At 44.3% G+C, this 12,020-nt stretch carries 9 protein-coding genes; 2 read left to right on the top strand and 7 right to left on the bottom strand.

Annotation, left to right across the window (positions count from 1 at the left end; genetic code table 11):
* Nucleotides 1-66 precede the first annotated feature (66 nt).
* The 7 genes from gatB to KQH97_RS04290 form a co-directional block, all read right to left on the bottom strand.
* Nucleotides 67-2,940 (bottom strand): Asp-tRNA(Asn)/Glu-tRNA(Gln) amidotransferase subunit GatB, encoded by a 2,874-nt coding sequence (gatB, locus tag KQH97_RS08865; protein ID WP_216552929.1) that lies wholly within the window; start codon nt 2,938-2,940, stop codon nt 67-69.
* A gap of 14 nt (nt 2,941-2,954) precedes the next feature.
* Nucleotides 2,955-4,388, bottom strand: coding sequence for an Asp-tRNA(Asn)/Glu-tRNA(Gln) amidotransferase subunit GatA (gene gatA / locus KQH97_RS04315; RefSeq protein ID WP_117856442.1), 1,434 nt, complete (start codon nt 4,386-4,388; stop codon nt 2,955-2,957).
* Nucleotides 4,389-4,428: 40 nt separating this feature from the next.
* Nucleotides 4,429-4,740 carry an Asp-tRNA(Asn)/Glu-tRNA(Gln) amidotransferase subunit GatC gene (gene gatC / locus KQH97_RS04310; protein ID WP_117927440.1) on the bottom strand — a complete coding sequence of 104 codons (312 nt, stop codon included), beginning with the start codon at nt 4,738-4,740 and terminating at the stop codon, nt 4,429-4,431.
* A 151-nt stretch (nt 4,741-4,891) separates the two neighbouring features.
* Nucleotides 4,892-6,166 (bottom strand): diaminopimelate decarboxylase, encoded by a 1,275-nt coding sequence (locus KQH97_RS04305; RefSeq protein WP_038671606.1) that lies wholly within the window; start codon nt 6,164-6,166, stop codon nt 4,892-4,894.
* Nucleotides 6,167-6,386: 220 nt separating this feature from the next.
* Complete coding sequence (locus tag KQH97_RS04300) at nt 6,387-8,165, bottom strand: ABC transporter ATP-binding protein (protein ID WP_216552928.1); 1,779 nt, start codon at nt 8,163-8,165, stop codon at nt 6,387-6,389.
* A 16-nt stretch (nt 8,166-8,181) separates the two neighbouring features.
* Complete coding sequence (locus KQH97_RS04295; protein WP_216552926.1) at nt 8,182-9,939, bottom strand: ABC transporter ATP-binding protein; 1,758 nt, start codon at nt 9,937-9,939, stop codon at nt 8,182-8,184.
* 15 nt (nt 9,940-9,954) lie between these two features.
* Nucleotides 9,955-10,410 carry a MarR family winged helix-turn-helix transcriptional regulator gene (locus tag KQH97_RS04290; protein WP_117876180.1) on the bottom strand — a complete coding sequence of 152 codons (456 nt, stop codon included), beginning with the start codon at nt 10,408-10,410 and terminating at the stop codon, nt 9,955-9,957.
* A 273-nt stretch (nt 10,411-10,683) separates the two neighbouring features.
* On the opposite strand from KQH97_RS04290, the gene KQH97_RS04285 reads away from it, so the two are divergent.
* A complete protein-coding gene (locus tag KQH97_RS04285) occupies nt 10,684-10,872 on the top strand; it encodes a DUF951 domain-containing protein (RefSeq protein ID WP_022287283.1) in 189 nt (62 codons plus the stop codon).
* 68 nt (nt 10,873-10,940) lie between these two features.
* On the top strand, nt 10,941-12,020 hold the full coding sequence (prfA, locus tag KQH97_RS04280) for a peptide chain release factor 1 (protein ID WP_216552924.1): 1,080 nt from the start codon (nt 10,941-10,943) through the stop codon (nt 12,018-12,020).

Genomic DNA, 12,020 nt, shown 5'->3' with positions numbered 1-12,020 from the left:
CCTCAGGTCGCCCATACAAAAAAGAACGGACAGACCTGCCCGTTCTTTGATAAACATATTTGCAGACTATGGAAGAAGTCTGTTGATATCTCTTGGGAACAGTGATGTTTCCCTGATGTTGTTCTTGTTAAGAAGCTTCATGAGAAGTCTTTCAAGACCGATACCGAGTCCGCCGTGAGGTGGCAGACCATACTTGTGAGCCTCAAGATAGTTCTTGAAATCATCAGGGTCAAGTCCCTGAGCCTTCATCTTCTCTACCTGCTCGTTATAATCGTGTATTCTCTGACCGCCCGAAGTAATTTCAAGTCCTCTGAACAGCAGGTCGAACTTGTATGCCTCTCTTGGGTCTTCCCTAGAGTTCATTGCATAGAACGGAGGCTTTGATGATGGGAAGTGTGTAACAAAGATAAAGTCTGAATCGTACTTCTCCTTTGCATACTTGCCGAGGTTTACCTCGTCCTCCGGGTCAAGATCGAACTTCTTGCCGCTTCCCTCGCCGCCTCTCAGCAGTTCGATAGCGTCAGCGAACTTGATAGACGGAACTTCCTTTATCTCAGGAACGTCAGCGTCAAGTATCTTCAACTCGTTCTGATAGTTCTCCTTGATATACTCGAAAATGGACTTGAGCATTGCGATCTCCATCTTCATAACGTCATACATACTGTCGATATAGCCCATTTCAAAATCAAGACCGATATACTCGTTGATATGACGTGAAGTAGCGTGCTTTTCAGCTCTGTATACAGGTGCTATCTCATAAACTCTGTCAAAGAATGCCACAGCCATTTGCTTATAGAACTGCGGTGACTGGTTAAGGAACGCAGACTTACCGAAATAGTCAAGGCGGAAGATGTTAGCGCCGCCCTCTGCACCCTGAGCAACTATCTTTGGCGAGTGTATCTCAGTGAAGTTGTTTGCCTGCATGAACTTGTGCATACCCTGAACAAGACCCTCTTGGAGCTTGAATATAGCCCTCTCATAAGGGTTTCTCAGTGAAGCCGCACGGTTATCAAGGTTTACTTCTATTGTGCAGTTAAGCCTGCCCTGTGATATTTTTAAAGGAAGCTCAGCGGCATTCGTTGAGATAAGCTTGATAGAATCAAGCTCTATTTCAAGACCGTTGAAATCCTTAGGGTTTTCCTTAACGATACCCTTTACGTTTACAAAGAAGCCCTCTCTCAGACCCTCGATAGAATCCTTGCAGTTGTCAGCAGAGTAAACTGTCTGTATAACATCTCTTGAGGTTCTTACAACGATAAATGCAATGCTTCCCATGTTCTTTATTCTGTGAACACAGCCTGAAAACTCAACTTCCTTGCCCATGTTAGCCTTAGCGTCAGCAAGCATAAACTCTTTCTTGACGTCAGCCGTATCTATCATAAGCATTTTGCCGTCATTTTCAGGTACATATTTATCAGCGTTCTCATACTTTGTGAGCTTTGAAGTGTCGATAACGTTATCCTTTACGTCCTCTTTCTTCTCTGCATCAGAAGCGGCACTTGCGGCGGCAGCTTTCAGCTTGCTTTCAAGAATTTCCTTGATTATCTTAGGTGTTGCAACGCCCTTGAGAGCCTTTGTACACTGACCCATGATAAAGCCGAATACCTTTGTTTCGCCGTTCTTATACTGCTCTACCTGTGCGGCATTTGCGGCGAGTATCTCGTCAACGCCTGCCTCAACCTTTGCAGTATCTACAGTGATTATCATACCCTTGCTCTTTGCAATGTCCATAGGCTTGCCGCCCTCTTCTACCATTGCTCTGAACACGGTCTTAGCGTCGTTCTTTGATACCTTTTCAGTATCAGCCATTTCAACAAGCTCTGCAAATTCCTCAGGTGTAAAGCTGATATTGTTTATATCTATCTCGCCCAAATTTACTCTTCTCATAAACTCGCCGAGAATGAACACAGCCACGCTCTTAGGATTGTTATATCTCTTAAGTGCATTCTCAAAGAAATCTGAGATTATCTTTGTTTGGATAAGCGTTTTTGCGTCTATCTCAGAAATACCGTATTCCTCAGTGTATCTCTTGAATCTGCTGCTTGGCATTTCAGGCAGCTTAGCCTTTATCTCATCAAGCTGAGCGTCAGTGAGGTTCACCTGAAGAATATCAGGCTCCGGGAAATAACGATAGTCGTTAGCGTTTTCCTTTGTACGCATTGAAGTTGTCTTATCTCTGTTTGCGTTGTAACGCCTTGTTTCCTGAACGACCTTTTTGCCAGCTTCAAGAAGAAGCGCCTGTCTTTTTTCCTCATACTTGATAGCTCTGCCCACAGACTTGATAGAGTTGATGTTCTTTATCTCCGCACGAGTACCGAACTCAGTTGCGTCTGGACGCATAAGAGAGATATTAACGTCGCATCTCAGTGAGCCTTGCTCCATTTTACAGTCGCAAACGCCTGCATACTGCAAAAGCAAAGAAATCTGCTCAACAAAAGCCATAGCTTCTTCTGCTGACGCTATATCAGGCTCAGTAACTATCTCGATAAGCGGGATACCGCATCTGTTATAGTCAGCCATTGAGATTCCGTTGAAAGCGTCATGAACGAGCTTACCGGCGTCTTCCTCAAGGTGGATATGGTTTATTCTGATATTCTTTTTCTGACCGTTCACCTCGATAGGTACATATCCGGGACCTACGATAGGTCTGTAAAGCTGTGATATCTGATATGCCTTTGGCAGGTCAGGATAGAAGTAGTTCTTTCTGTCGAATACCGAAAACTTGTTGATACCGCAGTTGAGCGCATATCCTGCCTTTACAGCATACTCTACAGCCTGCTGATTGATGATAGGCAGAGTACCGGGCATACCTGTACATACAGGGCAGCATCTTGTATTTGGCGCACCTCCGAACTCAGCGGAGCAGTTACAAAAGATCTTAGTTTTGGTAAGCAGCTCGGCGTGGATCTCAAGGCCGATGACCGTTCTCCATTTTTCCATTTGTCTTACCTCCCTTAAAGCTTTGGCGCAACAGGCTTGAAGCCCTTTTCGTATGCGTCGGCAGTCTTGATGATAGTTGCCTCGTCGAACTTTCTGCCTATAACAGACATACCGATAGGCATACCCTTGCTGTCATAGCCGCAAGGAGTTGATATTGCAGGCAGACCTGCGATATTTACTGTAACTGTGCATATATCAGCCTGATACATCTGAACAGGGTCGGAAGTCATCTCAGGGCTGTATGCAACAGCAGGAGTTGTCGGCGTAAGAATAACGTCGCACTTCTCGAATATATCGTTGTATTCTTTTCTTATAAGCTGTCTGAGAGCCATTGCTTTTCTATAGTAAGCGTCATAATATCCGCTTGACAGGCAATAGTTTCCAAGAAGTATTCTTCTCTTCACTTCCTCGCCGAAGCCCTCTGAACGTGACTTGATTATAAGCTCCTCATAGCTGTCAGCTGTGAGCGTTCTGTGACCATACTTGATACCGTCATATCTTGACAGGTTTGAAGCCGCCTCAGCACAGGCAAGAAGATAATAACAAGGAACAGCATACTTAAGCGACGGCATTGAACACTCGATAAGCTCAGCGCCCATTGCCTTATATTCCTCAGCAGCCTTTAAAACGGCAGCCTTTACCTCATCATTGATGCCCTCTGCATAGAACTCCTTAGGGAGTGCTATCTTCATGCCCTTCATTGACTCGCCTATCTTTGCAGTGAAGTCAGGCACTTCAAGCTTTGAGCTTGTGCCGTCATGGAAGTCATAACCGCATATCTCGTTAAGAAGGATAGCACAGTCATGAGCGTCAAGACCGATAGAGCCTATCTGGTCAAGAGATGAAGCGAAAGCCACAAGACCAAATCTTGAAACTCTGCTGTATGTTGGCTTGATACCTGTCACGCCGCAGAAAGCAGCAGGCTGTCTGATAGATCCGCCTGTATCAGTACCAAGAGCAACAGGAGCAAGTCCCGCAGCAACTGCCGCAGCAGATCCGCCTGATGAGCCTCCAGGTACACGGTCAAGATCATAAGGGTTTTTAGTCTTTGCAAAAGCGGAGGTCTGTGTAGAGCCTCCCATTGCGAACTCGTCCATGGAAGTCTTGCCGAGCATTACGATATTCTCAGCGTCGAGTTTTTCCATAACGGTCGCATTATAAGGCGGAACAAAGTTTTCAAGCATTTTTGACGCACAAGTGGTCTTTACGCCCTCTGTACAAATATTGTCCTTTACTGCCACAGGTATTCCTGTGAGAGCCTTTGCCTCGCCCTTATCGATAACGCCCTGAGCCTTTTCAGCCTGCTCCAGAGCCTTTTCCTCAGTAACAGTGATAAAGCTCTTTACCTTATCGTCATATTTCTTTATTCTCTCAAAATATGTCTGTGCAAGCTCTTTAGCGGAAATTTCCTTACTGTCAAGAGCCTTACGCATATCACGGATTTTCATTGAAGAAACGTCCAAATTTCACACTACCTTCCTGTTAAATTTACTCTACGACCTTAGGCACTACAAAGCAGTTGTTTGTATTCACTGCATTTGAAAGGACCTTTGAAGTAGGCATAGATTCGATGACCTCGTCTTTTCTCAGATCGTTGAGGTAAACATCATGATTGTCCTTGAGATCGTCATAGGTAATGTCGATTTCCTTTACGGTATCCATAAGATCAATAATATCAGTCATCTGCTCGGCTGTGGCTGCAAGCTCTTTATCGGAATATTCCAGCTTGCTAAGCTCTGCCAGATACTTGACCATGTTCAAATCCATATATAATCCCTGACCTTTCTTAATATTAGGCATAAAAATACACCAATTCAATTTAATATTATACTACATCTCATACTATTTTGCAAGCAAAAATCACATAAATTCCGATTTTTTTAATATTTGCTCATCAAACGCCCAAAAACAGCAAGACCCACAGAGAAATTCCCTGTGGATCTAAGCACCATTACTTATTATTCTTTGTATATTTATCGAAAATATCAGTGAAATCAAATGTTGCGAAATAGTCAGCAGGAGTTTCGGCACGTCTTATCATGTCGAAAGAGCCGTCCTCATGGAGAAGTATCTCTGCTGAGCGGAGCTTTCCGTTGTAGTTGTAACCCATTGAGAAGCCGTGTGCGCCTGTGTCGTGGATAACGATGATGTCGCCTGTGTCTATCTCAGGCAACATTCTGTCGATCGCAAACTTATCGTTGTTCTCGCAAAGACCGCCGGTTACGTCATACTTGTGGTCGCATGGAGCGTTCTCCTTGCCAAGAACTGTGATGTGATGATATGAACCGTACATAGCAGGACGCATAAGGTTGCAGGCACAAGCGTCAAGTCCAACATACTCCTTGTATGTGTGCTTGTGATGTGTGCAGGTAGCAACGAGATGACCGAACGGAGCAAGCATATATCTGCCAAGCTCTGTGAAGATAGCAACGTCCCCAAGACCGGCAGGAACCATTATATCCTCAAATGCCTTGCGAACGCCCTCGCCGATAGCGAAGATATCGTTCTGCGGCTTGTCAGGCTCATATGCTATGCCAACACCGCCTGAAAGGTTTACGAACTTGATGTCTGCACCCGTCTTTTCATGAAGCTCAACAGCAAGCTCAAAAAGTATTCTTGCAAGCTTTGGATAATAAGCGTTTGAAACAGTGTTTGAAGCAAGGAAAGCGTGAAGTCCGAAATGCTTTGCGCCTTTCTGCTGAAGTACCTTGAAGCCCTCAAAAAGCTGCTCTCTTGTGAAGCCGTACTTAGCCTCGCCAGGGTTGTCCATTATCTGAGTTTCTATCTCGAAATGTCCGCCCGGATTGAAACGGCAGCAGATAGTTTCAGGAATACCGCAAAGGTCGTCAAGATAATCTATGTGTGTGAAATCATCAAGGTTGATATAAGCGCCAAGCTCTCTTGCCTTGAGAAAATCCGCTTTTGGAGTTACGTTTGAAGAAAACATGATGTCGCTTCCGCTGAATCCGCAGCAGTCGCTCATCATAAGCTCAGTAAGAGAAGAACAGTCAACGCCGCAGCCCTCTTCCTTGAGTATTTTCAAAATGAATGGGTTAGGGGTAGCCTTTACAGCAAAATACTCTTTGAAGCCTTTGTTCCAGCTAAATGCCTTGTAAAGATCTCTGGCTCTCTGTCTGATACCCTTTTCGTCGTAGATATGAAAAGGTGTAGGATACTGCTTGATTATCTCCTCAGCCTTTTCCTTAGTTATAAATGGTGTTTTCATTATATATCAATCCTTCTGCAAATAATATATTTTATAAAAATACATATTTATCATACCATTTTAATACGGATTAGTCAAGTGAAATATCTGATTTTAAGAAATAAAATACACTTTATTGTCATTTTTCAATACAGCCACACCACTGTCACACCCATTTTAGTAAAAAAAGCACAAAGCACACAGCCGTAAAAGCCGTGTGCTTTGCATATAAAAGCCTGCTTTATGAAGCCTGATCGAACTGGCTGTTATAAAGCTCGGCATAAAATCCGCCCTTTGCCATAAGGGTTTCATGGTTTCCGCTTTCGATAACGTCGCCGTCACGCATAACAAGTATCAGGTCTGCGTTTTTGATAGTCGAAAGTCTGTGTGCGATAACAAAGCTCGTTCTGCCCTTTGTAAGCTTATCCATTGCCCTTTGGATAAGAAGCTCCGTTCTCGTATCGACAGAAGATGTTGCTTCATCAAGTATGAGCATAGGCGCGTTCTGGAGCATTGCCCTTGCGATAGTGAGAAGCTGTTTCTGTCCTGCGGATATTGCCACGCTTTCTGAAAGCACTGTATCAAAGCCCTCAGGGAGCGTATGAACGAACTTATCCAGACCGCAGGCTTTGCACACTCTTTCAAGGGACTCGTCGCTTATGCCCTCCATGTTGTATACAAGGTTTTCTCTTACAGTGCCCTCAAAAAGCCATGTGTCCTGCAAAACCATGCTGAACATATTGTGCACCGTTTCACGGCTCAGCTGTGAGATAGGCGTGCCGTCTATGGAGATACTTCCGCTGTTTATCTCGAAAAATCTCATAAGCAGATTTACCATTGTGGTCTTTCCTGCACCGGTAGGTCCGACGATAGCCACCTTCTGACCTGCCTTTACCTCTGCGGAAAAGTTCTTTATTATCACCTTGTCAGGAGTATCCGGATAGCTGAAACGTACATTTTCAAAGCTTACGTTGCCCTTTACCTCAGGGACTTCACTGCTCTTTCCGCTCTCGTCTGAAAGCTCTTCGCTTTCGATAAAGTCAAATATTCTCTGAGCTGAGGCGGAAGCTGTCTGCATATTTGTCATGCCCTGAGCTATCTGACCAAGAGGCGATGTGAAAAGTCTTACATAAAGAATGAACGATATTATAACGCCGAATGTGATAGTGCCGTTAAGAGCGAGCATCGAGCCGAAAACGCATACCGCAACGTATGCAAGGTTTCCGATAACGTTCATAAGTGGCTGCATCATGCCTGAAAGAAACTGTGACTTCCAGTTTGCGTTGTATACAGCTTCGTTAAGTCCGGCGAAATGTTTCTTTACATTATCTGCTCCGCGGGATATCCTTACCACCTCGTGACCCGAATACATCTCCTCAACATAGCCGTTGAGCTTACCAAGGCTTTCCTGTCTGTCTAGGAAAAACTTCTGTGATTTTGACATTATGAAAACTATCAGGAAAAGTCCGAAGAATGTGATGAACAGTGAGATGAGTGCAAGTCGCCATTCTGTAACGAACATCATTATAAGACAGCCAACAAACTGTGCCGCCGCACTGATTATGGTCGGAAGACTGTTTGTAAGACCCTGTTGTAAAGTTGATACATCATTTGTGATACGGCTGAGTATATCGCCCTGTGAATGTGAGTTGAAATATTTCTGCGGAACGCAGTTTATCTTTCTTGAAAGGTCGCTTCTCATTCTGTATGACATTTTCAGGGTGACTGTCGCCATTATATACTGCTGAATAAATGTGAACAGCGAGCTTGAAATATATATCGCTCCAAGGAAAATTCCTACCCTTGCCACCGCTTTAAGGTCAATGCCTGTCATAAGTCCGTCTGCCATAAGGTCGGTTATCTCGCCCACCTTGTCAGGCCCTATAATAGTCAGCACCGCACCAAGCGCCGCAAGAACCAATGCCACTGCAACGATACCTACACTGCCTTTCATATACTCTATTATTTTTTTCATAGCGGACGCCATTTCGCCCTTACTAGCCTTTTCGTATTTTCTCATTGTGCAGTCCCCCTTTCTATGCAAGCTCTGCCGCACTAAGCTGTGAAAGTGCTATCTCTTTGTATACGTCGCAGTTTTTCATAAGCTCCTCATGAGTACCCATGCCCACGGCTTCGCCACGGTCAAGGACTATTATCTTGTCTGCATGACGGATAGTGCTTATTCTCTGCGCAACGATTATCTTTGTCGTGTCTTTAAGTTTCTCGTTAAGAGCCTCTCTGAGCTTTGCGTCTGTCTTGTAATCAAGGGCTGAGAAAGAATCATCAAATACAAGTATCTCAGGCTTTCTTGAAAGCGCTCTTGCAATAGACAAACGCTGTTTCTGTCCGCCTGAAACGTTTCTGCCCATTTGAGATATCATATGCTCTGTGCCGTCAGGAAGCTTATTCACAAACTCCTCCGCCTGAGAAAGCCCGATAGCGTTTTTAAGCTCCTCGTCAGTTTCAGGTGCACCGCTTTCGCCGAAAAATACGTTTTCTCTTATGCTTCCTGCAAAAAGCACAGCCTTCTGTGTGACATATCCAAGCTTGTCATAAAGGGTGTCAAACTTATAGTTTTTTACGTTTACGCCGTCCACGAGGACTTCGCCCTCTGTTGCGTCATAAAATCTTGGTATAAGGCTTATAAGCGTTGTCTTGCCGCTTCCTGTTGCACCGATTATGGCAAGGGTCTGACCCTTGTTTATCTTGAAACTTATGTTGCTCAGCTCGTCCTCAGAGGCATGAGGATATCTGAAAGAAACGTTTTTAAATTCCACAGTGCCCTGCTCTCTTCCCTCGCTGACGCTTCCCTCTTTTATGTTCACGTCACGCTCAAGCACTTCGTTGATACGCTCTGCTGATACCTGAGCCGCAGGGAGCATCATGAATATCATAACGAGCATCATAAATGACATTACAACGTATGTGGCATATGTGCTGAAAACAACAACGTTGCTGAAAAGCGTTATCCTGTCCTGAACTGCCGTCAGGGCTATCTGCTGGATAAGCACTGCACCAAGCCAGTAGATAGCAAGGGTCAGACCATTCATTCCGATATTCATAACTGGCATCATAAGTGCGAACATTCTCTGGTTTTTAAGCTGTGTGTTCATCATATCCTTGCTTGGAACATCGAACTTGTCGTTCTGATATTTCTCAGCATTGAAAGCATGGACAACGTTTATGCCTGTGAGATTTTCTCTTGCCACACGGTTTATTTTATCAGTTAGCTTCTGAACGATACGGAATCTCGGTATGCAGGTCGCCATTACTGCAAGAACGAATACGCATATCACCACAACGAACGCCGCAGTCACCGCTGAAAGCTCCCAGCTCTTGCCAAGTATCTTTATAACAGCCCAAACCGCCATGATAGGCGATTTTATTATCATCTGCAAGCCCATTGATATTATCATCTGTATCTGTGTAATGTCGTTTGTTGTCCTTGTTATAAGACTAGGTATGGAAAAGTCCTGCATCTCCTCGCTGCCCATATCCATAACGTGGTTAAAAAGCTTTTCTCTTATTGTGTAGCTGAATCCTGAGGCAGTCTTTGCGGAAAGATAGCCGCAGCCGATAGCAAGAGCGGCACTTGCAAGGGTACAGCCAAGCATTTTAAGTCCGACGTTCAGGATATCGGAAGTTTCACTGCCTGCCGTGTTGAGCATCATTGTCAGGTCAGTCATATAGTCAGGCAGCGTCAGGTCAAAATACACCTGTCCCAGCACCAGAAGTGTACAGAGAACAGCCATAAGCACCTCACGCTTGCCCATCCTTTTAAGCAGTTTTATCATAGTTGCTACCTCCTTCTACATACATTCTTTAAGAATGCTGTCTATATTGTCGCTAACGATATGCAGGCATTTTTTGAAATGTGCCATGTCATCGTCCGAAAAGCCAGCGATAAGCTTTTGTGCAAACTTTTTCTGCAGCTCTCTGCCCTCTTTTATAACAGGCTGGGCCTTTTCTGTGCAGACCAGACGGCATTTTCTTCTGTCGCCCTTTACCGCCTGCCTTTCAACAAAGCCTGCTTCCACAAGCTTTTCTACATGGAAAGACACAAGCGCCGCCTTGATATTCCTGTATCTGCACACATCACCCGCTGTGTTGAACTCAGGATTGTTCGCAAGGAACATAAGCACGTCAAGGGCAGTCTTTGGCATATCGAGCTTTTTACAAAGGGGCTGCATGACCTTTTCATATGCTTCTGCAAGCTTCTTTGAATGATCAAACATATGCGTTGCTGTTGTCATGTTATCGTTCATTGTCAAACCTCCAATATTAGATATTTCAAATTTGAACAATCTAATATTAACACTTTTCAGCAGGGCGTTCAATGAACATTTTGTAAATTCAGCTTCTTATAATGTCGTTTTTGTAACAATGCAACAAAAATCAAATATATGGACTATAATATTTGTACAGCAATAAAACCGCCCTCTCCGCTATTGCAATAAAGGGAGAAATGTGTTATAATAATGATGTATGGGCAGAGTATTCGCTCTGCTTCACCTTTTAAGAAAGGAAAGTGGTGCAAAATGGATATTGTAAAAGGCGATATTCTTGTAATGAAGAAAAGTCACCCCTGCGGCAGTAACAGAATGATAGTTCTGCGCTCAGGCATGGATTTCAAGCTGCGCTGCGAGGGCTGCGGACGAGAGTTCATGATAGTACGCAGCAAAGCCGAAAAGAACGTAAAAACTATTATCAGAGAGGCTGAGTCATAGCTATTCTCGCAATTTATGATATATAACAAATGTATGATATGAAATAAAAATGACAGGAGAATATAACTATGTTTGAAAAACTCAAAGCACTCGAAGATAAATTCAATGAAATAAACGAAAAGCTCATGCAGCCTGAAACTGTAAACAACACTTCACTGTATACGAGCCTTATGAAAGAATACAAGACACTTACGCCGATAGTTGAAAAGTTCGGCGAATACAAAAAGGCAAAGGCTGCCAATGACGAGGCTCTTGAACTTCTTGACGCAGGCGGAATGGATAAGGACTTCAAGGAAATGGTGCAGATGCAGCTTGAAGAATCCAAGGAAGATATGGCTAAGCTTGAAGAAGAGCTTAAGCTTCTCCTGCTGCCGAAAGACCCTAACGATGAGCGTAACGTTATCATAGAGATAAGAGGCGGAGCAGGCGGTGAGGAAGCTGCGCTGTTTGCAGGCTCTCTTTATAGAATGTATTCAATGTATGCCGCTTCAAAGGGCTGGACTATAGAGGTCATGAACGCCAACGAAACAGAGCTTGGCGGCTATAAGGAAATAACTTTCAGCGTGTCAGGCGAGGGAGCTTATTCAAGATTTAAATATGAAAGCGGAGTACACAGGGTTCAGCGTGTACCTGAAACTGAGTCACAGGGCAGAGTTCACACGTCTACTGTTACAGTTGCCGTGCTTCCAGAGGCTGATGAGGTGGAGCTTGACCTTAACGAAGAAAAAGACCTGAAAATAGACGTGTTCCGTTCATCAGGAGCAGGCGGACAGCACATCAACAAGACATCTTCCGCTATCAGAATAACTCATCTGCCTACAGGCATGGTAGTTGAGTGTCAGGACGAGCGTTCGCAGTTCAAGAACAAGGAAAAGGCTCTGAAAGTTCTCCGTTCAAGACTTCTCGATCAGAAAGTTCAGGCACAGAACAAGGAAATAGCAGATAACAGACGTTCACAAGTGGGAACAGGTGACCGTTCCGAAAGAATAAGAACTTACAACTATCCTGAGGGAAGAATTTCCGACCACAGAATAGGTCTTACTATCTACAGACTTGAACAGGTGCTTAACGGCGCACTTGATGAAATAATCGACGCACTTGCAACAGCCGATCAGGCTGCCAAGCTTGCAAGTCAGGAAGAAGAATAA

This window comes from Ruminococcus sp. MSJ-25 (assembly GCF_018917825.1).
In the GTDB taxonomy this organism is placed as follows: domain Bacteria; phylum Bacillota; class Clostridia; order Oscillospirales; family Ruminococcaceae; genus Hominimerdicola; species Hominimerdicola aceti.
This window is presented reverse-complemented; position numbering and strand designations above follow the sequence as displayed.

Excerpts from the sequence above, each read along its gene's own strand:
- gatB (WP_216552929.1), bottom strand. The coding sequence starts at position 2,940 with ATGGAAAAATGGAGAACGGTCATCGGCCTTGAGATCCACGCCGAGCTG.
- KQH97_RS04305 (WP_038671606.1), bottom strand. The coding sequence starts at position 6,166 with ATGAAAACACCATTTATAACTAAGGAAAAGGCTGAGGAGATAATCAAG.
- KQH97_RS04285 (WP_022287283.1), top strand. The coding sequence starts at position 10,684 with ATGGATATTGTAAAAGGCGATATTCTTGTAATGAAGAAAAGTCACCCC.
- gatA (WP_117856442.1), bottom strand. The coding sequence starts at position 4,388 with ATGAAAATCCGTGATATGCGTAAGGCTCTTGACAGTAAGGAAATTTCC.
- KQH97_RS04295 (WP_216552926.1), bottom strand. The coding sequence starts at position 9,939 with ATGATAAAACTGCTTAAAAGGATGGGCAAGCGTGAGGTGCTTATGGCT.
- gatC (WP_117927440.1), bottom strand. The coding sequence starts at position 4,740 with ATGCCTAATATTAAGAAAGGTCAGGGATTATATATGGATTTGAACATG.
- KQH97_RS04300 (WP_216552928.1), bottom strand. The coding sequence starts at position 8,165 with ATGAGAAAATACGAAAAGGCTAGTAAGGGCGAAATGGCGTCCGCTATG.
- KQH97_RS04290 (WP_117876180.1), bottom strand. The coding sequence starts at position 10,410 with ATGAACGATAACATGACAACAGCAACGCATATGTTTGATCATTCAAAG.
- prfA (WP_216552924.1), top strand. The coding sequence starts at position 10,941 with ATGTTTGAAAAACTCAAAGCACTCGAAGATAAATTCAATGAAATAAAC.